20 protein-coding genes are annotated in these 26,841 nt (G+C 69.5%); 15 read left to right on the forward strand and 5 right to left on the reverse strand.

Annotation, left to right across the window (positions count from 1 at the left end):
• Positions 1-99: 99 nt before the first annotated feature.
• The 3 genes from BDK89_RS03170 to BDK89_RS03180 form a co-directional block, all read right to left on the reverse strand.
• Positions 100-5,055 (reverse strand): DUF7933 domain-containing protein, encoded by a 4,956-nt coding sequence (locus BDK89_RS03170; protein WP_166657342.1) that lies wholly within the window; start codon positions 5,053-5,055, stop codon positions 100-102.
• A 109-nt stretch (positions 5,056-5,164) separates the two neighbouring features.
• Positions 5,165-6,886, reverse strand: coding sequence for a hypothetical protein (locus BDK89_RS03175; protein WP_133867581.1), 1,722 nt, complete (start codon positions 6,884-6,886; stop codon positions 5,165-5,167).
• Entirely contained in the window at positions 6,883-7,815 is a 933-nt protein-coding gene (locus tag BDK89_RS03180) for a nitrilase-related carbon-nitrogen hydrolase (RefSeq protein WP_133867582.1), read from the reverse strand. The genes BDK89_RS03175 and BDK89_RS03180 overlap by 4 nt, the downstream gene beginning before the upstream one ends.
• Before the next feature lie 61 nt (positions 7,816-7,876).
• Between BDK89_RS03180 and BDK89_RS22015 the strand changes: the two genes are divergently transcribed.
• The 11 genes from BDK89_RS22015 (at position 7,877) to xseB (ending at position 18,863) form a co-directional block, all read left to right on the forward strand.
• Positions 7,877-8,899: a M14 family zinc carboxypeptidase gene (locus BDK89_RS22015; protein ID WP_133867583.1), complete on the forward strand. Its 1,023-nt coding sequence runs from the start codon at positions 7,877-7,879 to the stop codon at positions 8,897-8,899.
• 58 nt (positions 8,900-8,957) lie between these two features.
• Positions 8,958-11,186 (forward strand): transketolase C-terminal domain-containing protein, encoded by a 2,229-nt coding sequence (locus BDK89_RS03190; RefSeq protein ID WP_424955294.1) that lies wholly within the window; start codon positions 8,958-8,960, stop codon positions 11,184-11,186.
• 40 nt (positions 11,187-11,226) lie between these two features.
• Positions 11,227-12,048: a M14 family zinc carboxypeptidase gene (locus tag BDK89_RS03195; RefSeq protein ID WP_133867584.1), complete on the forward strand. Its 822-nt coding sequence runs from the start codon at positions 11,227-11,229 to the stop codon at positions 12,046-12,048.
• Positions 12,049-12,109: 61 nt separating this feature from the next.
• Positions 12,110-13,651, forward strand: coding sequence for an acyl-CoA carboxylase subunit beta (locus BDK89_RS03200; protein ID WP_133870953.1), 1,542 nt, complete (start codon positions 12,110-12,112; stop codon positions 13,649-13,651).
• 21 nt (positions 13,652-13,672) lie between these two features.
• The gene (locus BDK89_RS22635) at positions 13,673-13,837 is read left to right on the forward strand and encodes an RDD family protein (protein ID WP_133870954.1); all 165 of its coding nucleotides are present in this window, start codon (positions 13,673-13,675) and stop codon (positions 13,835-13,837) included.
• Between the two features lie 43 nt (positions 13,838-13,880).
• Positions 13,881-14,072: a hypothetical protein gene (locus BDK89_RS03210; RefSeq protein ID WP_133867585.1), complete on the forward strand. Its 192-nt coding sequence runs from the start codon at positions 13,881-13,883 to the stop codon at positions 14,070-14,072.
• Between the two features lie 51 nt (positions 14,073-14,123).
• Entirely contained in the window at positions 14,124-15,248 is a 1,125-nt protein-coding gene (locus tag BDK89_RS03215; RefSeq protein WP_133867586.1) for a lysylphosphatidylglycerol synthase transmembrane domain-containing protein, read from the forward strand.
• Positions 15,249-15,292: 44 nt separating this feature from the next.
• Complete coding sequence (locus tag BDK89_RS03220) at positions 15,293-15,859, forward strand: GNAT family N-acetyltransferase (RefSeq protein ID WP_166657344.1); 567 nt, start codon at positions 15,293-15,295, stop codon at positions 15,857-15,859.
• 81 nt (positions 15,860-15,940) lie between these two features.
• Positions 15,941-17,260, forward strand: a complete 1,320-nt coding sequence (locus BDK89_RS03225) for a DNA recombination protein RmuC (RefSeq protein WP_133867588.1) — start codon at positions 15,941-15,943, stop codon at positions 17,258-17,260.
• 47 nt (positions 17,261-17,307) lie between these two features.
• Positions 17,308-18,642, forward strand: coding sequence for an exodeoxyribonuclease VII large subunit (xseA, locus tag BDK89_RS03230; RefSeq protein WP_166657345.1), 1,335 nt, complete (start codon positions 17,308-17,310; stop codon positions 18,640-18,642).
• Positions 18,639-18,863: an exodeoxyribonuclease VII small subunit gene (xseB, locus tag BDK89_RS03235; RefSeq protein ID WP_133867590.1), complete on the forward strand. Its 225-nt coding sequence runs from the start codon at positions 18,639-18,641 to the stop codon at positions 18,861-18,863. The genes xseA and xseB overlap by 4 nt, the downstream gene beginning before the upstream one ends.
• A gap of 6 nt (positions 18,864-18,869) precedes the next feature.
• On the opposite strand, the gene BDK89_RS21580 is transcribed toward xseB, so the two are convergent.
• The gene (locus tag BDK89_RS21580) at positions 18,870-19,037 is read right to left on the reverse strand and encodes a hypothetical protein (protein WP_166657346.1); all 168 of its coding nucleotides are present in this window, start codon (positions 19,035-19,037) and stop codon (positions 18,870-18,872) included.
• A 65-nt stretch (positions 19,038-19,102) separates the two neighbouring features.
• Here BDK89_RS21580 and BDK89_RS03240 point away from each other — a divergent pair, with 65 nt between their 5' ends.
• Genes BDK89_RS03240 through BDK89_RS03255 form a run of 4 tightly spaced genes read left to right on the forward strand, consistent with a single transcriptional unit; the run spans position 19,103 to position 23,291 of the window.
• Positions 19,103-20,164, forward strand: coding sequence for a polyprenyl synthetase family protein (locus BDK89_RS03240; RefSeq protein WP_208293944.1), 1,062 nt, complete (start codon positions 19,103-19,105; stop codon positions 20,162-20,164).
• A gap of 41 nt (positions 20,165-20,205) precedes the next feature.
• Entirely contained in the window at positions 20,206-21,696 is a 1,491-nt protein-coding gene (locus BDK89_RS03245) for a phytoene desaturase family protein (RefSeq protein ID WP_243839080.1), read from the forward strand.
• Between the two features lie 15 nt (positions 21,697-21,711).
• Positions 21,712-22,557: a phytoene/squalene synthase family protein gene (locus BDK89_RS03250; protein WP_133867591.1), complete on the forward strand. Its 846-nt coding sequence runs from the start codon at positions 21,712-21,714 to the stop codon at positions 22,555-22,557.
• Positions 22,554-23,291, forward strand: a complete 738-nt coding sequence (locus BDK89_RS03255) for a carotenoid biosynthesis protein (protein WP_133867592.1) — start codon at positions 22,554-22,556, stop codon at positions 23,289-23,291. The genes BDK89_RS03250 and BDK89_RS03255 overlap by 4 nt, the downstream gene beginning before the upstream one ends.
• Here the strand turns inward: BDK89_RS03255 and BDK89_RS03260 are convergent, their stop codons facing one another.
• A complete protein-coding gene (locus BDK89_RS03260; protein ID WP_133867593.1) occupies positions 23,292-26,834 on the reverse strand; it encodes a PAS domain S-box protein in 3,543 nt (1,180 codons plus the stop codon).
• Positions 26,835-26,841 lie beyond the last annotated feature (7 nt).

The following is a 26,841-nucleotide window of genomic DNA, read 5'->3' on the forward strand; positions in this document are numbered from 1 at the left end:
GTCGCAGGGAACGGCGACGGAGAGGCAGCGGGTCGGGTGATCTCCCGAAACGCCTCGGCTGCGCCTCGCCGTTCCGTCCGACACCCGACCCGGTGGACTTCAGGTGCGGCGGAAGCGGCGGGTGGCGAGCAGGACTGCGCCGAGGAGGATCGCCAGGGTCGCCGGCAGCAGGGTGCCGGCGGGGTCGCCGCCGGTGGCCGGGAGTCCGGGTGGCGTCACCATCGTCCCCGCAGCGCTGGCGCTGCCGTTCCCCGGAGTCGGGTCGGTCACGGAGCCCGAGGCGGTCGCGGTGTTCGTGACGGTGGTCGACAACGCCGGATCGGTGGCGCACGTCGCGGCGTAGGTCGCCGTCGAGCCCGGCGGCAGCGAGATCGTCTCGCCGATGTCGCCGGTGCCAGACGTCGAACCGCTGGCACCCCCGATCGTCGACATCGTCCAGCTGCAGGCCAGTCCGGCGGCGAAGTCGTCGGTGACGGTGACCGCCGGGTCGGTCGAGGGGCCGGCGTTGCTCACGGTGATCGTGTAGGTGATCGAGCCGCCGGCGACGACCGTCGCCGGACCGCCGGTCTTGGTGACGGTGATGTCGGCGGTGGGGGTGAGGGTGGTGTCGTCGGTGGCGGTGTCGTTGGTGGTGTCGGGGTCGGTGATCGAGGCGGTTGCGGTGGTGGTGTTGGTCAGAGTGCCGGTTGCTGCGGGGTCGATGTCGCAGGTGGCGGTGTACGTGACGGTCGAACCTGCCGGCATCGAGAGGGTGTCGTCGATGTCGCCGGTTCCGCTGGTGGTGTTGCCGGTTGCGCCGCCGGTGGCGACCGACGTGGATGCGCAGGTCAGCGTGGCGGGGAAGGTGTCGGTGACGGTGACGGCGGGGTCGGTCGAGGGCCCGGCGTTGGTGACGACGATGGTGTACGTGGTGGTCTCACCCGGCACCACCGTGGTCGCCCCGTCCGTCTTGGTGACGGAGACGTCGGCGGTGGGGGTGAGGGTGGTGTCGTCGGTGGCGGTGTCGTTGGTGGTGTCGGGGTCGGTGACCGAGGCGGTTGCGGTGGCGGTGTTGGTCAGGGTGCCCGTTGCTGCGGGGTCGATGTTGCAGGTGGCGGTGTACGTGACCGTGGAGTCGGGTGGCATCGAGAGGGTGTCGTCGATGTCGCCGGTTCCGCTGGTGGTGTTGCCGGTTGCGCCGCCGGTGGCGACCGACGTGGATGCGCAGGTCAGCGTGGCGGGGAAGGTGTCGGTGACGGTGACGGCGGGGTCGGTCGAGGGCCCGGCGTTGGTGACGACGATGGTGTACGTGGTGGTCTCACCCGGCACCACCGTCGTCGCCCCGTCCGTCTTGGTGACGGAGACGTCGGCGGTGGGGGTGAGGGTGGTGTCGTCGGTGGCGGTGTCGTTGGTGGTGTCGGGGTCGGTGACCGAGGCGGTTGCGGTGGCGGTGTTGGTCAGGGTGCCCGTTGCTGCGGGGTCGATGTCGCAGGTGGCGGTGTACGTGACCGTGGAGTCGGGTGGCATCGAGAGGGTGTCGTCGATGTCGCCGGTTCCGCTGGTGGTGTTGCCGGTTGCGCCGCCGGTGGCGACCGACGTGGATGCGCAGGTCAGCGTGGCGGGGAAGGTGTCGGTGACGGTGACGGCGGGGTCGGTCGAGGGCCCGGCGTTGGTGACGACGATGGTGTACGTGGTGGTCTCACCCGGCACCACCGTCGTCGCCCCGTCCGTCTTGGTGACGGAGATGTCGGCCGCCGGTTCGACGACGAGGTCGGCGGTCGCCGGTTCGGAGACCGGCAGGCCGAGCTGGAACAGCGCGCTCGTCGTGTTGGGGTACGTGCCCGGCATCGTCGTCGACGGCACCGCGACCTCGACGGAGAACGAGCACGTGCCGCCCGAACCCGCCAGCGGGCCGCCCGAGAACGTCAACACACTCGTGCCCGAGATGTTGCTCCGCCCTCCGCAGACGCCGGCGATCGGCGTGTCGGTCGCGACCAGGCCGGACACGACCGCGTCGAGGTCGTCGGTGAACGACAGGTCGCCGATCTCGTCGGCACCGTCGTTGGTCAGGGTGAACGTCAGCGTCGCCGTGCCACCCGGGATGGTGGGCCCGTCGAACGACTTCGTCAGCGTGATGTCGACGTCGGTGACGACGAGATCGTCGCCGGCGGCCGTCCCGAACACGGCGAGGCCGTCGATCGTGCCGGTCACCTCGCTCGTCGTGTTCGTGTACGAGCCGGCAGCGGCGCCCCCGGGAACCGAGAGCGACACGACGATCGTGCAGGATGCGCCGGCCGCCAATGCGGCGCCCGACACGGAGATCAGGCCGGTGCCGGCACCACCGACGGTGCCGCCGCAGTCGTTCGAGACGATGCCGTCGAACGACAGCCCGGCCACGGTCGCGGTGAGGTTGTCGGTGAACCCCACGGCGGAGATCGGGCGCGTGGCGTCGAGGTTGGTGAGGCCGAACTCGAGCGTCACGGTGTCACCCGGGTTGACCGGGTCGTCGGTGAACTCCTTGGCCATCTGCAGCAACTCGCTCCGGACGGCGAGGTCGTCGGTGGCGGGTTGGACGACGACGGCGCCGCCCTGGTCGGCGGTGAGCGAACTCGTCGTGTTCCGGTAGGTGTCGTCGGCTGTGCCCGCCGGGACGAGGATCTCGACGTCGATGGTGCAGCTCGACGCTGCAGCGACCGAGCCGCCGGAGTACGTGAGGAAGGTCGGGCCGGCCATGGTGCCGCCGCAGGTGTTCGTCGTCGGAGGCAGCGTGGCGGTGAGGTCGGGGGTGCCGGGGAGCACGGCGGCGAGATCGTCGGTGAACGAGATGCCGGTCGCGGCGTCGGACGGCGACGAGTTCGCGATGTCGAACCGGAGGGTGACGGTGTCGCCGGCGATGACCGGATCACCGACGAACTCCTTCGTGAACGTCAGTGCCGTGACGGTGAGGTCGTCGGTAGCCGGGCTCGACGCGGTGGCGATGCCATCGACCGTCGCAGCGACGGTCGAGGTGGTGTTCGGGTACGAACCGGGAGCGACCCCGGCGTCGACCGCGAGGACGACGTCGATGGTGCACGTCGACCCGGCACCGAGCGATGCGCCCGACACGTCGATCAGGGTGGGCGTGGAGATGTCGACGGTGCTGCCGACGCACGAGTTGGCGTCGACGCTCGTCGCCGTGAGCCCAGCCACGACGGCCGACAGATCGTCGGTGAACGAGATGGCCGTCGCGTTCGGAGCCTCCTCCTGCATGCTCAGCTCGAAGCGGAGGGTGACCGAGCCGCCGGGTGCGACGGCGCCGCCGACGAACTCCTTGGTCAGGCGTGGCGTGTCGACGACCTCGAGGGTGTCGGTCGCCGGAGGTGCGCCGCTCGGGTCGGCGTCGAGGGGCGACGTCGTGTTGAGGTACTGCCCGCCAGGGGCATCTGCCGGCACGTCGAGCACGACGTCGAACGTGCACGAGTCACCCGGCTGCCCGGCGGCAGCGAGGCTGCCACCGGTGAACTGGAGGAACGTCGGGTCCGGCGGGAGATCAGGGAACGGGGGTGACGGCAGGGATTCGTTCGGGTCGGGGATCGTCAGCTCGCTGCCCGGGCCGCACGGATCGACGAGCGGGTCGGGCTCGAGCCCGCCGGCGTCGACCAGACCGTTCGCCGCCATCCCGGGGAGCGTCCCCGCACGGTCCTCGGGAGGCGGGCTGCCGCCGACGTCGTCCGTGAACGAGATGGCGGTGACCGGCGACGAGTCGCGGTTCGAGATGGTGAAGCGCAGCGTCACCTGGTCGCCCGGGCCCACCGGGTCGTCGACGAACTCCTTGGTGAACTCGACGGGCGCGGCTTCGACGAACAGGAGGTCGGCGGCCGAGTCGCCCGTGACCGGGTTGCGGCCGACCGAACCTGCGACGGCGCTCGTGACGTTCTCGTAGCTGCCCGGCGCGGCGGCAGGCACCGTCAGCGACGTGCGGATCGTGCAGCCCGCTCCGGCGGCCAGCGAGACGTCGGACACGGTGATCAGGCCCGAACCGGTCCCGTTGATCGTCGCGTTGCAGTCGTCGGACACGACCGAGTCGAAGGTCAGTCCGGTCAGGGTGGCGTCGAGGTCGTCGGTGAACGAGATCGATCCGGCGGGTTGTGCACGGTCGAAGTTCCGGATCCGGAACTCGAGTTCGACCTGTCCGCCGGGAGCGACCGGGTCGTTCGTGAACTCCTTCTCGATGTGGAGGTCGGACCGCGTGACCTCGAGTGAGGCGTTCGCATGGCCGGCCGACACGAACTCGGCCTGGAGATCGTCCGACTGGTTGTCGAGCGAGCCGACACCGGTGGTCGCCACGTCGACCGTGACCGTGCACACCGCCTCGGCGGCCACAGCGGGGAACGCCAGGGTGCCGTCGGCGTCGAGCACGATGGAGGTGCCGCCGGGCGACGCGGTCACTACGGGCGGGATCGTCGGCGTTCCGCAGGTGCTCGACACCGACGGCGGGTCGGCCACTTCCATGCCGATCGGCAGGTCGTCGCCGAAGTCGAGGTTCGGCACACTCGAGGCGTTGAGCGAGTTGTCGATGACGAACGTCAGCGTGCTCCGCTGGCCGAGGGTGACCGACGACGGGGTGAACGACTTCGAAAAGCCGGGTCGGTCGATGTCGATGGTGAGATCGTCGCTCGCAGGTCCGCTGTTCCCGGCGGTCGACGTCAGGTCGCTGCTGACGTTCATCGCCAACCCCGGGGTCGACGAGGTGACGTCGACCGAGATCGTGCACGCAGAACCGCCACCGAGGCGGCCGTCGGACACGGCGATGGTGGAGCCGCCCGCGGGCGCCGACACCGTGGCGTCGCACCCCGGCGTGACCATCGCCGGTGAGGCGATCGTGACACCCGCAGGCAGCACGTCGGTGAAGGCGAGACTCGTGACCGGGTCGGGATCGCCCGTGTTGTCGATCGTGAACGTGAGCGTGCTGACGCTGCCGGGTCCGATGATGTCGGGAGCGAACTGCTTACTGAACGTCGGGGGCGTCAACGCCGCCGCCGGAGTCGCCGTGATGGCGATCGCTGCCGTCGCGAGGGTCGCCGCGGCAACCCCCAACCTCGTGAACCTCGAACCCATCCGCTGACTCCCGTCGTGTCTCCGCTGACGTGTCGACCCTCGCGCATCGTGCGGTCATCCGCAAAGCCGCGGCGGGGGCAGCGCGGGATCAGCCGTCGACGACCCGGTCGTCGTCGGGGAGGGTGATGTCGGGGGCGGCGCGCAGGTCGAACCACTGCACGAGGGCCTGCGGCTCTCCCTGGTTGCCGACGATGTGCAGTTCGTGGACGACGCCCGACCCGACGTAGAGATAGACCTCGACCGGTTCGGTCGGGTCGAGGGTCATCGGCACCCTGCTCGGCAGCACGATCTCACCCGGGGCGACCTCGAGATGGGCCTCGAGCGCGATCGTGCCGTCGCGGAGGACGACGTACCGGTAGAACTCGAGGACCTCGGCGTCCTCGAGCGCTGCCCGGGGCACGAGCCCACTGATCATCCGTTCGTCGACCGGCGGGAGCCGGCCGCCGGGCCCCGTGCTCGTCAGTCGGGTCCAGACCCCCTCGACGTCGTCGGTCACGTACGTCGTCGCCGTTGCGGCGTCGTCGATCTGGACCGACACCGTCGACACCGCGTCGAACGTCTGTGTCAGCAGGCGGCGGTCGTTGCCGTCGTCGCGCTGTGCCGTGAACCGGGCGGTGTTGCCGGCCCACGACACGTCGATCGCAGCGGCCGCCGGCGGAGACTCGTCGCGCTGATCGAGTGCGGCCGAGATCGAGTACTGGCCGGTGCTGTTCGCCGGGACCGGCTCGATCGTCTCGTACACGGGGCGCAACGACTCGGCCGTGACGGCGTCGGACGAGGCCTGTTCGATGTCCGCGTCGGACGGGAGCTCGACGCTGACGTCGACGCGGGTCGGCGAATGCACCTGGACCAGGGTGGCGGTGGGGTTCACGTACGTGAACTGGCTCCGCACGACCCGGCCGCCCTCGTCGACGAAGACGTCGACGTCGACAGGCTCGTCGCCGTCGCCGGCCCAGGCGCCGAGCGTGAACATCGGCAGGCGGTAGGTGGTGCGAACGGTCGGGACGGCTCGAACGCTCACCACGTTCCGGTCGGTCGTCACGTCGGTTGCCAGATCGGCGTTGTCGGCTCGCACCGGCCCCAGGACGAGTTCGCTGAAGTACTCCATCGGGTCGAAGGAGGGTGGGAAGTAGTCGTCCCCTGCCCTGCTGGTCCACGTGGCTGCGCCGGATCGCGGTCGCTCGACCGTCTCGTACACCGTCTCGGTCACGGTGTCGTAGATCGTGCGTGACGTGCCGATCGGGAAGTCGAGCCGGAGTTCGAATCGACGGCTGGTCGAGTCCCAGATCGCCTGACCGGACGAGGGGCCGTCACCGGCCGACGAGTCGGCGACCAGTTCGGCGACGATCGAGTTCGCCAGCGTGTCGAACTCGACGGCCGTGTCCCAGTCGGCGACGGCCCCGCTCGACGGCGGGTAGGTCGGGACGGTCACCGGGCGCGGCTCGGGGGCCATTCGTTCCAGCCCGGCGATCGTCGTCGGGGGAGCGGTCTCGACCGGCGGCAGCGTCGGCGGAACCGTGATCTCGGCGGTCAGTTCGTCGATCGGGAGTGTCGAGGACGACGGCTCGCCCTCGTCACCGTCGTCGCCGCCGGACCAGAAGATCACCCCGGCGACGAGGAGACCGAGCACCACGCCGAGGACGGCCGCGATGCCGGACACCGCCCTCCAGTTCGGTTCGCCGGAGTCGATCCGTTCTCCCGGATCGCCGGTCGGGCCGTCGGGGCCGTCGAGTTCGATCTCGACCGACTGCGCAGGCGGCCGTCGGGCTCGCGCTCCGTCATCGGAGGGGCGTGCCCAGGGGTCGGTCACCCGTTCGGGCCCCGCATCGTCGTGAGCCGGGTGTACACCTCGGGGCGTCGGTAGTAGTCCATGTCGAACAAGGTGCCGGTGTACTGCTTGCACCAGTCGAGACGCAGATCTGCCCAGATCACCTCGTCGCCGTCGGTCGCCGCCTCGGCGAGGATCTCACCCGACGGCGCCACGATGATCGACTCGCAGAGCGATGCCACACCCTCCTCGACGCCGCCCTTCGCGACACCGACCACGAACGTGCCGTTCTGGTAGGCACCCGACTGCATCACCAGCTTGTTGTGGAAGCCCTGCAGACGGTCCTGGCTCGGGTCGGGCACGTAGTGGATCGGTGTGTTGTAGCCGCACAGGATCAGCTCGACGCCCTGCAACCCCATCTCGCGGTACGTCTCGGGCCACCGGCGGTCGTTGCAGATCATCATCCCGACGCGCGCACCGAACGCTTCCCAGACGCCGAACCCGTCGGGCGACGGCTCGAAGAAGTATCGCTCGGCGTGCTGGAACGGCCGGGCAGGGTCGAACTCGTCGTGGCCGGGGATGTGGACCTTCTTGAACGTGCCCACGATCTCGCCGCTCGCATCGACGAGCGTCTGCACGTTCCAGCGGTGGACGACGCCGTCGGCGGCTTCTTCGAGCAAGGCGTAGCCCAGGGAGAACCCGATGCCGCGCCGCTTCGCTTCGTCGAACAGCGGTTGCGTCGCTGCGTTCGGCATCTCGGTCTCGTAGAAGTGGTCGAAGTCGGACACCTTGCCGGTGTGCCACCTCGGGAAGAACGTCGTGAGCGTCAGTTCGGGGAACACGATCAGATCGCACCCGAGGTCGGCGGCCTCGGTGAGGAGGGCGATCAGCCGCTCGACGACCTGCTCGCGTTCGTCGGCGCGTTGGATCGGGCCCATCTGGCCACCGGCGACTCGTATCTTCCGCTCCATTGGCGACAGTCTGCCGTGGCGCGCTGCCACATGCAGCATCTCCGCTGCCAGACTCGGCACCGTGCGATGGCAGGTGGGTCTCATGGTGACAGCGTGTGTGCTGGTCGCCGGATGTGCCGGCGACGGCGGTGACGCGTCGCCCGGGATCGAGACGACTGCGACGACGTCGTCGACCACGACGGTGGTTCCCACGACCACGACGGTGGTTCCCACGACCATCACGACCACCACGACATTGCCCGTGACGCTCCCGACGATGACGACGACCAGCACATCGACCAGTACCACGACCAGCACATCGACCACGACGAGCACCACCACGTCGACCACCACGACCACGACGACCACGACCCCGCCGCCTCCGCCCGCGCCGACGACCACGCTCGCGCCTGCTCGGACCGGGTCGATCTGGGACGTCCGCCCCAAGTCCGACATCCCACCCCCGCCGCTCCCCGACGGGTGGGAGACCCAGCGGATCGGCACGTCGGTGCTCGGGCGCGACATCGTCGCCCTGCACCGACCGGTCGAGGGAACCGCTCGCGTCCGTGTCGTCGTGATCGGCGGCATCCACGGCAACGAGCCCGTCAGCCCGCCGATCGTGCGAGCGCTCGTCGACGTGCCGATGCCGACCGACATCGAGGTCTGGTTGGTGCCCGAGATGAATCCCGACGGCGTCGAGGCCGGCACCCGGGCCAACGCGAACGGTGTCGATCTGAACCGCAACTTCGGGTGGGGTTGGGCCGCGTACGACGGCGGCCCGGCGCCGTTCTCCGAACCCGAGTCGACGGCCGTCGCCGACCTGATCATCCGGTCCGAACCGCACGTCGCCGTCTGGGTGCACCAGCCCCTCGACTACATCAGCTCGATCGGATCGACCCCGGATTCGTTCGAGGAAGCGTGGGCCGCCGGGGCGGGTCTGCCCGTCCGCCGAGACGTCACCCAGCACGGCGGCGGCGAGAGCTGGACCAACTTCACCGGCGGCTACAACTCGATGCTCATCGAGGCGAACGGCTGGGACGCGACGCCCGAGATGGTCGCTGCTCATCGCAACGGCTTCGCGGCGCTGATCGCCTTGTTCGGCTGACCCGTCACCCAGCCTGTACCCGACGGGTCGGCAGGCGTACGCTCCCGACGTGCCCGAACTGCCCGACGACCTGCACGATCTCGAACGCCACCTGCTCGAGGCCGTCATCGCGCTCGAACCGACCGACGAACGCGACCGCGTGTCCGGCCCCGACGACGAGGTCCCGGTCCCGCTCGATCAGATCTTCGGGGCCCAGGTCGACAGCCGGTTGCTCGACCACACCGCACGCTGGCTGCGGGGCCAGGGTTTCGGCTACTACACGATCGGATCGGCCGGACACGAGAGCAACGCGGCCGTCGCGATCGCACTGCGTCCGACCGATCCGGCTCTGCTCCACTACCGATCGGGCGGCTTCTATTGCGGACGGGCGCGTCAGCGGCCCGGGCACGACGCGATCGGCGACGTCCTGGCGGGCATGCTCGCCCTCACCGACGAACCGATCGCAGGTGGTCGTCACAAGGTGTTCGGTCATCGCGACCTCGCCGTGATCCCGCAGACCTCGACGATCGCATCCCATCTGCCGCGAGCACTCGGTGTGGCGTTCGCGATCCGCCGGGCGGCCCGACTCGGCGTCGACGCCGCCTGGCCGGGCGACGCCATCGCCGTCTGCTCGTTCGGTGACGCCAGCGCCAACCACTCCACGGCGCAGGGCGCCATCAACGCCGCTGCGTACACGGCGTACAGCGGTCTGCCCGTGCCGCTCCTGTTCGTGTGCGAGGACAACGGTCTCGGCATCAGCGTGCCCACCCCGAGCGGCTGGATCGACGCCACCCTGTCGAACCGGCCGGGTCTCGGGTACGCCCGGGTCGACGGCACCGACCCCAATGCGGTGTTCCACACGACCGCGCGGCTCGCCGCCGACGTCCGCGCCACGGGACGCCCGGCGGTGCTCCATCTCCGCACGGTCCGCTACCTCGGCCACGCCGGCACCGACGTCGAGACGGCCTACCGTTCGGGCGGAGCCATCCGATCCGACTACGCACGAGACCCGATCCTCGGCACGGCTCGGGCGCTGGTCGACGCCGGCATCGATCCCTCCTCGCTCGTCGATCGATACCTCGAGCGGCGCGCCGAGATCCGCGAACGGGCGATGTCGATGACGGGCCGTCCGCGCATCGCGTCCGCCGACGAGGTGATCGAGCCGCTGTCGCCCCGGCGACCCGATCTCGTCCGCTCGCTGGCCACGACCGCGGCCGACGCCGAACAACGCAACCAGGCGTTCGGCGGCAAGCTGCCCGAGTCGGCCGGCCCGCTCACCCTGGCCGAGACGATCAACCGCACCCTCGCCGACGCACTCGCCCGCACGCCCCAGCTGCTCGTGTTCGGTGAGGACGTGGCGGCGAAGGGTGGCGTGTACGGGGTGACCCGCGGTCTCCAGAAACGTTTCGGTGCGGCCCGGGTGTTCGACAGCCTCCTCGACGAGCAGTCGATCCTCGGCCTCGCGCTCGGCGCCGGTGTGAGCGGGATGGTGCCGATCCCCGAGATCCAGTACCTGGCGTATCTTCACAACGCCGAGGACCAGCTGCGGGGCGAGGCGGCGAGCCTGTCGTTCTTCTCGAACGGTCAATACCGGAACCCGATGGTCGTCCGGATCGCCGGCTACGGCTACCAGAAGGGGTTCGGCGGTCACTTCCACAACGACAACTCGGTGGCGGTGCTCCGCGACATCCCCGGTCTGGTCGTCGCCAGCCCCGCACATCCGAGTGACGCGGCGCCGATGCTCCGCACCTGCGTCGCGGCAGCGCTCGCCGACGGCACGGTCAGCGCGTTCCTCGAGCCGATCGCGCTCTACCACACCCGAGATCTCCACGACGACGGTGACGACGTGTGGACGGCGCCCTATCCGCATCCCGACGAGTGGGTCGACGGGCACGTGCCGATCGGCGAGGGGCGGCTGGTCCGCGAGGGTGACGACGTCCTGATCGCGACGTGGGGCAACGGGCTCCATCTCGCACTCCGAGCCGCCAAACAGCTGGCCGCCGAGGGTGTGTCGTGCCGAGTCTTCGACCTGCGCTGGCTGGCTCCGCTCCCGGTCGACCAGCTCGTCCATCACGCCGCCGACGTGGGCAGGCTGCTGGTGGTCGACGAGACGCGACACGCAGGCGGGGTCGGCGAGGGGGTCGTCACGGCGCTGGTCGAACGTGGCGTCGACGCGACGATCCGACGTGTCGCAGCAGTCGACTCGTTCGTCCCGCTCGGCGACGCGGCGAACCTCGTGCTGGTCTCGGTCGACCAGATCGTCGACGCCGTACACGGACTCCAGGACCACCATCGCTCAGGGCGATAACGGGTTGGCGAGGCCCCGCGGCTGGGCCAGACTTGACGTCGTGTGCGGGGACGGCGAACTGCGAACCGAGCCGATCCCCGAGCGCGTCCTGACACGCCGTCGGCTGTTCCTCGCGGCCGCCGCCGGTGCGGTCATGACGGGCGGCGTCGCTGCAGCCGAGGGCGGTTTCGACCAGCTCCGCGGCGACGGCCTGGCGACCGCCCGCAAGCGTGCAGAACGGCTCGCGACCCCCGACCGTCGGCGGTGGGAGGCACACCGGATCGGTACTTCGGTGGAGGGGCGCCCGATCGTCGCCCACCGCACCGTGCGTCCCGACTCACGGAAGTCGGTGCTGGTCGTGGCCGCAGTGCACGGCGACGAACGAGGCGTCGCCCCGGTGGGCGTCGAGCTGACCACGGTCCCGATCCCGACGGGGATCGACGCCTGGATCGTGCCGGTCGCCAACCCCGACGGCTGGGCCCGGGGGAGCCGCAACAACGCACGCGACGTCGATCTCAACCGGAACTTCCCGTGGTGGTGGACGCGCGCCGACGGCGGCCCGACCCCCGCCAGCGAGCCGGAGACCCAGGCGTTGATGACGCTGGTCGAACAACTGCGCCCCACGGTCACCGTCTGGATCCATCAGCCGTACGAGTACGTCTCGGCGGTCGATCCGAGCGTCGAACACCTCGCGAGAGCGTGGGCCGGTGCCGCCGGGTTGGCGTACGAGCCGCCGATTGCCCAACACGGCGGCGGCGAGACGTGGACGTACAAGACGATGCGGCTGCCGTCGATCCTCGTCGAGGGAACCACCCGCGACACCTCGGCCGATGAGACGTCCGCGCACCGGCGTGGCTTCGAGGCGCTGCTCGCCGCGCTCTGACCCCGCCCTGCGTCTTCTTTCCCGACGAGGCCCGCGCAGTAGCGTGCACGACGTGACTTCGATGCAGGAGAAGATCGACGATCTGCAGCGCCGCCGCGAGGAGGCGTACCACGCAGGTTCCGAGCGGGCCGTCGAGCGGCAGCACGGCAAGGGCAAGATGCTCGCCCGGGAGCGGATCGAGTACTTCCTCGACGACGGCAGCTTCCACGAGCTCGACCTGTTGGCACGCCACCGCGCCCATGACGCCGGACTCGGCGAGCGTCCCTACACCGACGGTGTCATCACCGGCTGGGGCACGGTCGAGGGCCGCAAGGTGTTCGTGTTCAGCCAGGACTTCACCGTGTTCGGCGGAGCCCTCGGTGAGGTGTTCGCCGAGAAGATCCACAAGCTGATGGATCTGGCGCTCAAGACCGGCGCACCCGTCGTCGGCCTCAACGACGGCGCCGGCGCCCGCATCCAGGAGGGCGTGGTCAGCCTCGCCAGCTACGGCGGCATCTTCCGGCGCAACGTGCAGTCGTCGGGTGTCGTCCCGCAGATCTCGGTGATCCTCGGCCCGTGCGCCGGCGGCGCCGTGTACAGCCCGGCGATGACCGACTTCATCTTCATGGTGCGCGAGTCGTCGCACATGTTCATCACCGGTCCCGACGTCGTCAAGACCGTCACGGGTGAAGAGGTGACCCTCGAGGAGCTCGGCGGGGCGATGTCGCATGCCACCAAGTCGGGCGTCGCGACCTTCGTGTCCGACGACGAGAAGGCCTGCCTCGACGACGTTCGTTTCCTGCTCTCGTACCTGCCGGCCAACAACCTCGAGCAGCCGCCGGTCGACGATGTCGGCGACGACCCGGAGCGGCTCTGCCCCGAGCTCGACTCCATCCTGCCCGACAGCCCGAACCTGCCGTACGACATGCTCGAAGTCGTTCGTTCCGTCGTCGACGACGGCGAGTTCTTCGAGTACTTCCCGCACTGGGCGAAGTCGATCGTCTGTGGGTTCGCCCGTGTCGACGGCCACCCGGTCGGCGTCGTCGGCAACCAGCCGATGGTGCTCGCCGGCGTGCTCGACATCGAGTCGGCCGAGAAGGCCGCCCGTTTCGTGCGCACGTGTGATGCGTTCAACATCCCGCTGCTGACCTTCGTCGACGTGCCCGGCTTCCTCCCGGGCGTCGATCAGGAATACGGCGGCATCATCCGCCACGGCGCGAAGCTGCTGTACGCCTACTGCGAGGCATCGGTGCCGCGCATCTCGGTCATCACCCGCAAGGCCTACGGCGGCGCCTACGTCGTCATGGACTCGAAGTCGATCGGCTCCGATCTGTCGTTCGCGTGGCCGTCGGCCGAACTCGCCGTCATGGGCCCGCAGGGCGCCGTCGAGATCGTGTACCGCCGCGAGCTTCAGCAGGCCGCCGACCCCGCGACACGCCGAGCCGAGCTGGTCGAGGAGTACACCGAGCGGTACGCGAACCCGTACGCCGCCGCCGAGCGCGGCTTCGTCGACGACGTGATCCAGCCCGCCGAGACGCGCAAGAAGGTCATCGCCGGCTTCCGTGTGCTCCGCTCGAAGCGCGAAGACCTGCCGCAGCGCAAGCACGGCAACGTGCCGCTCTGATCATCCGACCGAACGGTCGAAATCACTCGCCCCACCCCCGGTTGGGGCAAGGCGATCGGCCGGTCGCTGTTCGCCGGGTTCATCAGCGCCAACATCTTCTACCTCGGGTACCTGTGGATGATCTGGGACGGTCAGAACCAGACGTGGCACGACAAGGTGGCCGACACGTACGTCGTGACGGAGTGAGTCGGCTGGTCCGATCTCGTGGCGTTCGCGTAGTGTGCTCGGCGTGAGCGATCCGACGATCTCGCCGGCCCCGACGCCAGAGGAAGCCGCTGCCGTGATGGCGGCGGTCGAGGCGTTGTGGCCGAAGCCGATGGCTGCCGCACCGGCCGAGGTCGATCCGACGCTGGCATGGCGCTACAGCGGCCGCTGGTGGCAGCGCGACCGCATGGCCCACGCCTCGCGCCCCTGGTCCTGAACCGCAGACGGCGGACGTGCGCGCACACGTTCCGACTAGGTTGAGCGCCGCATGAGCGGGTCCGACGACGACGAGCGTGTCGACGACGTACAGATCCCGGCCGACGTCGAGGTCGATGCTCGGTCTCGTTGGGCGATGGTGCGCAGTGTCGGTGGGCGCGCGTTGCTCATGGCCGTCGGTCTCGGGATCGCCGGGGCCCTCCTCGTGTGGGCGTTCGACGACCTCGACTGGAACGAGGTGGTCGACTCGGTCCGCTCCCTCGACGACGCCGAGATCATCGCCCTGCTGTCGGGCACCGTGATCATGGTGTGGGCGGAGTCGTTGCTCACGGCGTCGGTCGTCGAGGGGCTCCCGGCCCGACGTGGCGCCCTGGCCTGGATGGGCCCGGTCGCCGTCGCGTCGATCGTGCCGGGACCGTCCGACATGCCGGTTCGCTACAAGATGTTCGTGTCGTGGGGGTACGACAGCAACACCGCCGGCACGGCCGTGGCGGCGAGCGGCATTATCAACATCGGCATGAAGCTCCTCTTCCCCGTCGTGGCGGCGATCGGGCTGGCGGCGGCCGAGATCCCGCTCGGGACGATCATGTCGATCCTGATCTCCGGGCTGATCATCGTCGGCGTGTTCGTCGGGCTGATGATCTTCGTCATCGTGTCCGAGCGTCGCACCCACTGGTTCGGTCGGGTGCTCGACCGGTTCTGGCGGGTCACGGTCCGGCTCGTGGGCCGCAGTCGCGAGGGGTCCCCGATCGCGAACTGGCTGGTCGACCAGCGAGCGCAGTCGATCGAGTTGCTGCGTGGGCGGTGGGGGCGGGCGATCGCCTCCGGCGTGTTCGTGTCGGTCGCACGCGTGGCGCTGCTCGTGATGTGTCTGCGCTTCATGGACGTGCCCGAGTCGGCGATCTCGTGGGAGGCGATCTTCGCCGTGTGGGCGATCCAGCGTGGCCTCACCATCGTGCCGATCATGCCCGGCGGTGCCGGTGTCACCGAACTCGCGCTCACCGGTCTGCTCGCCGCGATCGCCGGCAACGAGTTCATCAACCAGATCACCGCAGGCGTGCTGATCTTCCGCCTGCTCACCTGGCTGCTCATGATCCCCGCCGGGGGAGTCGCACTCGGCCTGTGGCGTCTCGGTCTCCGCAAGTCGGCGACCGCTGCCGCCGCCACCGGGCCGTAAGGCCCCGAAATCCGACGCGGCTCGGCAGCGGCGCCGATGGCATCGTGGACGGTGTGCACGTGTGGCCGAGCGACGTCGTCACCCCACGGCTGCTGCTGCGGCTGTGGCACCCCGACGACGCGCCCGCGCTCCACGACGCGATCACCGCCAGCCTCGAACACCTCCGGCCGTGGATGGTCTGGGTCCGCTTCGAACCGCTGAGCCGCGATGACCGGATCGGGTTCATCGAGGCCGGCCGGCGCGCACACGAGGGCGGTGGCGACGCGAACTACGGCGTCCGGGTCGACGGCGAGGTCGTCGGCGGTTGTGGGCTCCATCGCCGTCAGGGTCCGGGCGTCGTCGATCTCGGCTACTGGATCCACGTCGATCACATCGGTCGCGGGTATGCGACCGAACTGTCGCGTGCACTGACGACCGTCGCCTTCGGCGACCCGGACACCGAGCGCGTCGAGATCCACCACGATCGGGCCAACCGACGGAGCGCCGGTGTGCCGCGCTCGCTCGGCTTCCGTCGCGGACCCGAACGGCCGGACGGGATCGATTCGCCCGGTGAGGACGGCATCGATTGCACCTGGTGGATCGACCGGGCCGGCTGGACCGGCGACGGCTGACGCCGTCCTGGGCCCTGTTCGCGAACTGCCTGGTCAGGGGGCATCCGCAACTGTGTGACACCCCTTCGTCATCATGGGGACATGGAGATCTTGCTCGTGCTGCTGCTGCTCGCCGTCGTCGGGGCCGTCGCCGCCTTCGTGGCGGTCGAGGTCACCCGCCGCCGCTACGAGCACACCGCCCCGGCCGTGCCCGATCACGGCATCGACCTCGAGCCCGACGAGCCGCTCGAGCCGGAGCCTCGCGTCGACGAACTGGTCCACGAGGCCGTCTCGTCGGCACTGGCCGAGATGCGGGCGTCGTCGGCCGCCGAGCGCGATGCGGCCGTCCATGCCGCACTGCAGCAGGCCGCCGTCATGCAGCGAGAGCAACTCAGCGCCGCCGCCAACCAGGCGCGCGAGCAATCGACTGCCGACCTCGGGGCCAAGAAAGACGTCATCGACTCACGGCTCGAGCAGGTTCAGGCCGAGATGCGAGCCGAGATGTCGAAGCTCGGCGGCATCGTCTCCGAACTCGCCCAGTCGAGCGCCCAGCGGTTCGGCCAGGTCGACGCCTCGCTGCGCAGCCACGCCGAGGTCACCCAGACCCTGAACGACTCGGCACGGGCGCTGCGCGAGGCGATGGCATCGTCGACGGCGCGTGGTCAGTGGGGTGAGCGCATGGCCGAAGACGTGCTGCGGCTCGCCGGCTTCGTCGAGAACGTGAACTACGTCAAGCAGACCCAGCTCGACGGGGCGACCGGTCGCCCCGACTTCACGTTCCCCCTCCCCAAGGGCCACGAGCTCTACATGGACGTCAAGTTCCCGATGGCGGGGTACCTCCGCTATCTCGACGCCGGCACCGAGGCCGAGCGCCAGGCCCATCGCACCGCCTTCCTGCGCGATGTGCGGGCCCGGGTGAAAGAACTCGCCAAGCGCGACTACGCCAACGAGTCGGCGAAGCAGTCGGTCGACTACGTGTTGCTCTTCCTGCCCAACGAGCAGCTGACCGGGTTCATCCACGAGCACGACCCGAGCCTGCTCGACGATGCGATGGGCCAGCGCGTCGTGATGTGCTCGCCGCTGACCCTGTTCGCGTTCCTCGGCGTGATTCGACAGGCGTACGACAACTTCATGATCGAGCAGACCAGCGATCAGATCCTGGCGCTCATGGGCAAGTTCTCGACCCAGTGGGAGAAGTACACCGACCAGCTCGACAAGGTGAAGTCGAGCTTCGAGCGCCTCGACCGCCAGTTCGACGAGTTGGTCGGGACGCGCAAGCGTCAGCTCGAGAAGCCGTTGCAGCAGCTCGATGCCGTCCGTCGTGAGCGGAACCTGCCGATCGACGGGCAACTGTTCACCGAACTCGACGACGGCTCGTCGTCCGACGCAACGCCGCCGAACGTCCGACGTCTCGGCGCCTGAGCCCGCCCGGTTGGCCGTCGCGCCGAACCGGGCCAGAATCGAGCATCGTGAGCCAGCCAGCGTTCGACTTCGGAGACGAACCGGTCGACGACGCCGCCAACCCCACGTACTCGGTCGGCGAACTCGCCGACGCGATCAACGACCAGCTCCGGCGTGGCTTCTTCGACGGGGTCTGGGTCCGGGGCGAGATCGACGGGCTCCGCAACAGTGGGCCGCACACCTACTTCGCGCTCGTCGAAGACACCGAACGCGGGCGCGCCGTCATGAACGTGTCGCTGTTCGCACCCATGAAGCGCAACCTCACGCCGGTCCTGAAGAAGAACCGGCTCGAGCTGACGAACGGCATGAAGGTTCGCATCTACGGCCATCTCGACTACTACGCCCCCAACGGTCGGCTCGGTCTCAAGATGGCCGGCATCGATCCGCGGTTCACGCTCGGAGAGCTCTCCCAGGCTCGCGACCAGGTCGTCCGCCGGCTCGTCACCAGCGGTCTCTACGACGCCAACCGCAGTCGCCCGTGGCCGGCTGCCCCGCTGCGCGTCGGCGTGGTCACGAGCGTCGGCACTGCGGCCTGGCACGACTTCCACCACGAGATCGAGACGAGCGGCTTCGGCTTCGAACTCCGGGTGTGCGACACGCGGGTCCAGGGCGAGGGGGCCGACCGCTCGGTCGCTGCCGCCGTGACGACACTCGCCCGGCGCTCCGACGTCGACTGCGTGGTGGTGATCCGTGGTGGCGGCGCTCGCAACGAACTGGCGACGTTCGACGCCGAGTCGATTGCGATGGCGATCGCCACGTCGACGGTGCCGGTGATCACCGGGCTCGGTCACGAGATCGACCGCTCGGTCGCCGACGAGGTCGCCCACGCCTCGTACAAGACCCCGACGGCGTGCGCGCGAGCGCTGATCGACGCCGTCGCCGACTTCAGCAGCCAGATCGAGCAGGCGTGGGCGGCGATCACCGCCGTTGCCGAACGACGGGTCACCGAAGCCTCGGGCTCGTTGGTCGACCGTGCGCATCGGGTCGCCCGCCGAACTCATGCCGCAGTCGAGCGGGCCGACGAGCGGTTGTCGACGCGCGAAGAACGGCTCGCCACGACACCGAGCCGTCTGCTCACCAACCACGAGCAGCGCCTGACCGCCCTCGCCGAACGTCTCGTGCGGCGGTCGCCACAGCTGCTCGACGCCGAGACCAGGTCGCTCGACGCCGCGGCGAGCAGGCTCGCTCTCCTCGACCCCGTCAACCTGCTCCGTCGCGGCTGGACCATCACCCGCGACGCGGACGGCGCCGTCGTCCGCAGTGTCGAGCAGGCCCCGACCGGGTCCGTCATCACCACCGAGCTGGCCGACGGCACGCTCACCAGCCGAACCGAGGAACCATGACCGACGACGCAACCACCACGCCCGAGATCGGCTACGCCGAGGCGCTGTCCGAGCTCGACACGATCTTGCGCGAACTCGAAGGCAGCGACGTTGACGTCGACCGGCTCGCCGATCGGGTCGCACGGGCCGCCGACCTCATCGCCGTGTGCCGCGATCGCATCGATGCCGCACGGCTGCGGATCGACGACGTCATCGCCGACCTCGACGCCGACGGCGGCTGAATCGCCCTACGAGGGGCTCCGTCGAATTCGATCGACGAGCCAACGCCGGCCCCGCACTGCGAACGCGTAGGCCGCCATCACGGCGTTGCCGGCGTCGTCGGGGCCGACGGGGTAGTCGGCCAAGGGGTCTGGTGCAGGCGGACGGTCCCGCTTCGGTTGCTCGTCGTCGGGCATGCGTCGGATCGTAGATCGCCGGTTCCGGCGATCGCGTCGCCTCGGCGCACCTCTAGCCTGGGACCGTGCCTGCGACCGCCCCCGATTCGCTGCTCCGGATCGCCGAACGCGTCGAGGCGCGCCTCGACGACGTGCTCACACCCGAACTCGAGCGATGGGCCGCACTCGATGCCGACCTGGCCGAACCGATGGCCGAGATCCGGCGCCTCGTGCTCACCGGTGGCAAGCGGCTCCGTCCGGCGTTCTGTCATTGGGGCTTCGTCGCCGCCGGCGGTGCTGCCGACGACCCGACCGTCGTCGATGCGGGCGCGGCGTTCGAACTCATGCATGCGTTCGCCCTGTTCCACGACGACGTGATGGACGACGCCGCGAGCCGCCGTGGCCAACCCACGACTCATACCGTGTTCGCCGAACTCCACGATGCCGAAGGCTGGTCGGGCGAGTCGCGTCGTTTCGGTGAGGGCATCGCGATCCTGATCGGCGACCTGGCATTCGTCTACTCCGACCGCCTGCTCCACGGCGCCAACGCCACGGCGTGGGGTATCTGGAACGAGCTGCGCATCGAACTGAACGTCGGCCAGGTACTCGACGTGCTCGGCTCGGTCCGCGGTGTGCGCGATGTCGCGCAGGCCGAGCGGATCTGTCGCTACAAGTCGGGTAAGTACACGATCGAACGTCCGCTGCACCTCGGCGCCGCGCTCGCCGACCCACGGCGGTTCGCCGAGCTCGAGGCGGGCCTGTCGGCGTACGGCCTGCCGCTCGGTGACGCCTTCCAGATGCGCGACGACGTGATGGGCGCCTTCGGCGACGAGACCGCCACCGGCAAGCCGGTCGGCGGCGATCTGCGGGAGGGCAAGCCGACCCCGTTGCTCGCCCGTGCGATCGCGGCGGCGACGACCGAACAGCGATCGGTGCTCGAGCAGGTCGGTGCCGCCGACATGACCGATGCCGACGTCGCCGCCGCGCAGCAGACCATCGTCGACACCGGGGCCCTGGCCGACCTCGAGTCCACCATCGAGCAGCGAACCGAAGCCGCCCTCGCGGCCCTGGCGGCGCTCGACATCGACGACGAGCCGCGACGCGAACTGACTGCGCTGGCCGACTTCGTGATCCGTCGGGAGATCTAGGCGATGGCTCCTCCGGCGGGACGATGGAGGGTGACCATCTGATGCGCGTCGGCGTGATCGGAGCGGGCCTCGGCGGACTCTCGGCGGCAGCGCACCTCGTCGCGGCCGGGCACCAGGTCACGGTGTTCGAGCGATCGTCCGCACCGGGCGGTCGGGCCACCACGGAGGTCGTCGACGGATTCCGGCTCGCGCTCGGGCCGACGGTCCTCACGATGCCGCGGATCGTCGGCGAGGCCTTTGCCGCGATCGGCGCCGACCTCGAACGAGAGGTGACGATCACGCCGCTCGACCCGGCCTACCGGGCGGTGTTCGCCGATGGTTCGGAGTTCCGTGTCCGTCATGGTCGCGGCCCGATGACCGAGGAGATCCGCGAGTTCGCCGGCCCTCGTGAGGCCGCCAACTTCGAGGCGTTCGCCGACTGGCTGACCGAGCTCTACCGCATCGAGATGCCGAACTTCATCGACACCCAGTGGGACGGTGCCGGTGACCTGTTCGCCAAGTGGCGTGTACTCGCTCGTCTCGTTCGCACGGCCGGGTTCCGGCGGCTCGACCAGGCGGTCGCATCGTTCCTGGAAGAGCCGCGACTCCAACGCGTGTTCAGCTTCCAGTCGCTCTACGCCGGTGTCGCTCCGCAGCAGGCGCTGTCGCTGTATGCCGTCATCACCTACATGGACACCATCGCCGGTGTCTACGAGGTGCACGGGGGCATCTCGGCCGTCGCCGACGCGTTGGCCCGACAGCTCGATCGCCGCGGCGTCGAGTTCGTGTACGACGCGCCGATCACCAAGATCCTGCGACGGGGCGACGACACGGGAGCCGTCGACGGGGTCGAGATCGCCGGCGAACGCCGGGTTCGGCTCGACGCCGTCGTGTGCGACGTCGACCTACCGGTGGCGTATCGCACCTTGCTCGACGTCAAGGCACCGCGGCGGTCGCGCCACGCCCGGTACGCCCCGTCGTGCGTCGTGTGGAGCGCCGGTGTTCGCGGGCTGCCACCTGCGGGCACCGAGCACCACAACATCCACTTCGGTTGGGAGTGGGACGATGCGTTCGCCGCACTCGATGCCGGGGTCCGGATGAGCGATCCGTCCACCTTCGTGACCGTTGCGTCCCGAACCGACCCGACCGCCGCACCCGACGGATCGAGCACCATCTTCGCCCTCGAACCCGTTCCGAATCTCGACGGCAAGGTCGACTGGTCGTCGGAGGGCGCACAGCTCGCCGGCCAGCTCCGCGATCGTCTCGGGTCGTTCGGGTACCCGGTCGACGACGTGGTGGTCGAACGGTTCGTCGACCCGCTCACGTGGCGGTCGCTCGGTCTCGATCGGGGCACGCCGTTCTCGCTCGCCCACACGTTCCGCCAGACCGGTCCGTTCCGTCCCAGCAACACCGACGACCGGATCCCCGGCCTGGCGTTCACCGGCGGCGCGACGGTGCCGGGCGTCGGCGTCCCGATGGTGATGCTGTCGGGCCGCCTGGCGGCGCAGCGGATCGACCAGTACGCGATCGCCACGCGCACGGTGCGCTGGTGACGCGAGACTGACGGGATGACCTCGACCATCGCCCACGCCGACCGCGTGTGTCGACGAGTCAACCGCCGACACGGGGTCACGTACTACTGGGCTGCGCAGTTGCTCGGTGCCGAGCAACGACGCCACGTGCACGCCCTGTACGCCCTGTGCCGTCGCGCCGACGACATCGTCGACACCCTGGAACCTCTCGAGGCGCGCCGGTCTGCGCTCGCCGCGTTCCGTCGGGACTTCGCACGGGCGCTCACCGGCGTCGCGGTGGACGACCCGGTCCTCACGGCAGCCGCCCGCACCGTCGACGCGTACTCGCTCGACGCCGCGCTGTTCGACCGGTTCTTCGACGCCATGCTCGCCGACTTGTCGACCTTCGAGTACCAGACCTGGGACGACCTGCTCGGCTACATGGACGGCTCCGCCGCCGTCGTGGGGGAGATGGTGCTGCCCGTCCTGGCGCCGACCGACGTCGACGCCGCGTTCGAGCCGGCTCGACAGTTGGGGTTGGCGTTCCAGCTCACGAACTTCCTGCGCGACGTCGACGCCGATCTCGACCTCGGCCGCCGGTACCTTCCCCGTGACGACCTCGAACGGTTCGGGGTCGACCTCGGCCGTCGCGTGGTCGACGACGAGTTCGTCGCGCTGATGCGGTTCGAGATCGTCCGGTGCCGGGCGCTGTACGAGGGCGCCGAGACCGGACTCGCGTCGCTGCCGACGCGAAGCCGTCGGTGCGTCGCCACGGCCCTCGTGGCGTATCGGGAGATCCTCGACCGCATCGTGGCCGCCGACTACGACGTGTTCTCGGGCCGGATCTCGGTGCCGACGAGTCGCAAGCTCCGCATCGCCGCTCGCCAGTACCGACGATCGTGAGGCCGAACACGCTCGAACGGGTTGCCGGTGCCGTGGCGCTCTCGGCGATGCTGGCCACCCCGTTCGTCCCGGTGGCGAGCCGGCGACGCGTCGCACTCACCTGGACGACCGTGTTGGCGGGTGCGACGCGCACCTGGTCGATCGAACGTCGACGTCGTGGCGACCGACCGGCGACGGCGACCGCAACGGCCGTCGCAGCGGCGACGCTGGCGGCCGAGGTCGTGGGGACGCGCACCGGTCGCCCGTTCGGCCACTACACCTACACCGATCGCTTGCGCCCGCTCGTCGGTGGCGTGCCGCTCCTCGTGCCGCTCGCCTGGTACGCCGTGCTGATCCCTGCCCGAACGGTCGCCCATCGAGCGCTCGGAACACGGTCGACGCCGCTGGCACGCGTCGGCGTCGGTGCGGCCGCCATGACGGCGTGGGATCTGTTCCTCGATCCGCAGATGACCGCCGAAGGCTCCTGGCGATGGGCCGACGGTGGCCGATATCGCGGGATCCCGCTGCGCAACTTCGCCGGATGGTTCCTCGTCGCGGCGGGTGTGTCGGCGGCGTTGGAGGTGACGGGCGCGTCGTCCGACGACGACGCGCACAGGATGACCTACGGTGCGCTCGGCGTGCTCGAGACCGTGGCGTTCTCGACGTTCTGGCGAGATCCGCTGGTCGCCGTGGCGGGCGGTTTCGGCATGCTGCCGGTCACCGCCGGGGCAGCAGTTCGCCGGGCGGTGCGCTGATCAGTCGAGCTGGTGACGGGCCTCGCGTGCCAGGCGTGCGATCGTCTCCGACACCAGCGCGGCGGTCGACGTGAATGCGACGATCGACTCGGCGTCGGGCTGCGGCCGTTCCGCTTCGAGCAGCTGTTCGGCCCGTGCTTGGAGGTGTTGGTGGTGCGCTCGGAGGTCGGTAAACGATCCGAACCCCGAGTAGCGGCGGGCTCCCGGCGCAGCGAGCCACTGCTGGAAGGCCTCCGGCGGAGCAGGAGCCGTCCGGTCTCGGGCGGCGACGGCTGCCAGGATCGAACTACTCCATCGTTCGTGCATCGTCTTCACGACGTCGAGGTCGCCGAACGGGCTGAGCACGAGATCGTTTCTCGACAGGTCGTGCCAGTCGGGGGCCGACGCGAAGGCAGTCACCCACGGGGCGATCTCGTCGGCGGGCATCGGGCGGGCGATCCCGAACCCCTGCGCGTACTGGCAGCCGAGACGGCGCAACATCAATCCGACCTCGAATGTCTCGACGCCCTCCGCCACGACGGGGCGCCGGATCGCCTTCGCGAGGTCGATGACCCCCTCGACGATGTCGAGGCTGTTGGGGCTGGCGAACAGATCGCGGACGAATCCCTGATCGATCTTCAGCGTCGAGATCGGGAGCTGGTTGAAGTACGTCAGCGACGAGTACCCGGTGCCGAAGTCGTCGAGCGAGAACCGCACACCGAGTCGTTCGATGCGCCGCATCAAGGCAGCGACCGTGTCGAGCCGGCCTTCGGCACTGGCCTCGAGGATCTCGAGCTCGAGGCTCGCAGCGAGCCCGTCGGGGTGCCTCCCCAGCTCCGTGGTCAGGAAGTCGGCGAACTCGGGCCGGGCGATGTGCCGGGGCGAGATGTTGACGGCGACGGTCAGATCGAGGCCGTTCGCCCTCCAGGCAGCGAGCTGCCGGAGCGCGGTGCGCACGACCCATTCGCCGAGCTCGAACTCGAGCGGGCTGCCCTCGGCGAGCGGGAGGAACACCCCGGGGGCGAGCAAGCCCCGCTCGGTGTGCTGCCACCGTACGAGTGCCTCGACACCCACGACGCGGCCGGTCTCGAGTTCGATCTTCGGTTGGTAGTGGAGCACGAGCTCGTCGTCGCGAACGGCGGACTCGAGTTCGGCGATGGCAGCGCGCTGTCGAGTGACATCGGTCTTCGCCACTGGGTCGTACACCACGAAGGTGTTCTTTCCTGCCTCCTTCGCCCGGTACATCGCCTGGTCGGCGTGTCGCAGCAAGGCATCCTCGTCACCGTCGTCGTCGGGGTAGATCGTGACACCCACCGTCGCACCGAGGTGGAACCGGTGGCCTTCGACGACGAACGGTTCGGCGGCGACGTCGACCAACCGCTGTGCCTCGAGCTCGACCTCGGCCGGCGACGACGCACCGGTGAGCAGGACCACGAACTCGTCACCGCCGATGCGGGCGACGACGTCGCTCCTGCGCTGCCACCTCCGGAGGCGCTCGCCGAGCTGCACCAGGAGCACGTCACCCGCCTCGTGTCCGAATCGGTCGTTCACCTGCTTGAAGCCGTCGAGGTCGAGGTAGCACACGGCGACGACGCCACCGTCCGCTCGTGTCTGGGCCTCTCGGAGGAGCTGGGAGAACCGGGTGCGATTGGGGAGGTCGGTGAGCGCATCGGTGTAGGCGAGTCGCTCGATCCGTCGTTCGGCCTCACGTCGTTCGGTCACGTCACGCGCAAAAGCGAAGAACTGACCCCCCTCTGCCGGGCTGTACGTGATGGCCAGCTCGACAGGGATCATCACGCCGTCCGATCGTCGAAGCCTGGAGTCGCGCCGGTGGCTCCCGGTTGCTGCGATCAAATCGAGAATCGGGCCGAGCTCGTCATGCTCCGTGTCGGCGTCGAGGTCGGCGACGGAGCGGCCGATGACGTCGTCGGGAGACAGCCCGACCAGTGCAGCGTAGGCATCGTTCGCCTCGACGATGATGCCCGCACGGTCGACACGGACGATGCCGTCGACGGAGCCGGCGAGCAGGGTGCTCCATCGTTGCGCGGCGAGCCGGGTATCGGTGAGGTCTCGGACGAAGACGAAGAATCGTCCGCCGCTCGCAGGCGAGTAGGTGATGGAGACCTCCGACGGCCAGGTGGTGCCGTCGGCGTGCCACTGTTCGGTCTCGAACACCTCGCCACCCTTGACGGCGATCCGGGCGGCCCGGCGGGCGACGTCGGCCGGGTCGCTGTTGGCGTCGAGTTCGTCGATCCGACGCCCGATGAGCTCGTCTCGCGACCACCCGGTGAGTTCGCAGTAGCGATCGTTGACGTCGACGATCGTGGCGGTCAGGTCGAGCAGCGCGAAGCCATCGATCGTGCCGTCGATCAGCCCGTGGTACTGATCGGCCGCTTCTCGGGCGGCGCGCTCGCGCTCGACTCGGTCGGTGATGTCTCGTGCCGCGGCGATGACGACCGGGCGCACGCCGTCGATCAGCTCCATCGTCACCTCGGCCGGCACCGCGCTGCCGTCGCTGCGCAACAGCGTGCACTCGAGGATCGACGGAACCCGACCCGAACCGACCTGGTCCTGCCACCAGCTCGGCGTCAGCTCCTCGACGATGTCCCACGCCTTGAGCTGGAGCATCTCGGTTCGAGGGGTACCGAAGTGCGCGACTGCCTTGTCGTTGACGTCGATGACGTCGCCCGAACCTGCGTCGACGATGCAGATCGCGTCGGAGGCTCGGTCCATGAGGCGAGCGAAGCTCTCGGCGCGCTGTTCGGAGCGGACGCGGTCGGTGATGTCGTGCGTCGTGCCGAATGCCCGGATCACCTGACCGTGCTCGTCGCGGTCGTACTCACTGCGGGCCTCGACGTGTCGGACGTCTCCGTCGACCAGGATCCGATGCTCGATCGTGAACGGCTCGCCGGTGCGGTACGACGTGTTGACGACGTTCGACACCGTCGCACGGTCGTCGGGGTGGATCTTCTCGAGGGCCTCCTCGATACCGGACCGACCGAGCTCCGGGTCGACCCCGAAGATCCGGTACATGCCGGGAGTCCACTCGCTGACGCCGGTCCGGACGTCCTCGTCGAAGCTGCCGAAGCTGGCCAGTCGTTCGGCAGCTTCGAACCGTTCGGTCTGAGCGATGAGCTGGTTCTGGACGGCGTCACGATCGGTGATGTCGAACCCGACACCGAGAATCGCGAATGGCTCGCCGTCGGCGTCGCGGACGAGCATCTTCGTCGTCTCCCACCGCATCTGCCTGCCGGTGGTCGTGTCGGTGACGTCTTCTTCGAACGTGACGGGCATGCCGGACGAGAAGGCGAGACGATCTTGGCGGTCGTATGCCGCTGCGGTGGACTCGTCGTGATATTCGGCGTCGTGCATGCCGACGATCTCCGATTCGGGTTTGCCGAACGCGCTGGCGAACCGCTGGTTGCAGCCGAGGTAGCGCCCGGCGAGATCCTTGACCCAGAGCGCCACCGGGAGCTGGTCGAGAATGGCGCGTGTCATCCAGCTCTCGGTGAGCGGGTCGGTGTGGTCGTTCGGACCCGAGTGCGAGCCGTCTGCGGTCGCCACCTCTGTG

Origin of the sequence: Ilumatobacter fluminis, assembly GCF_004364865.1 — a bacterium.
In the GTDB taxonomy this organism is placed as follows: domain Bacteria; phylum Actinomycetota; class Acidimicrobiia; order Acidimicrobiales; family Ilumatobacteraceae; genus Ilumatobacter; species Ilumatobacter fluminis.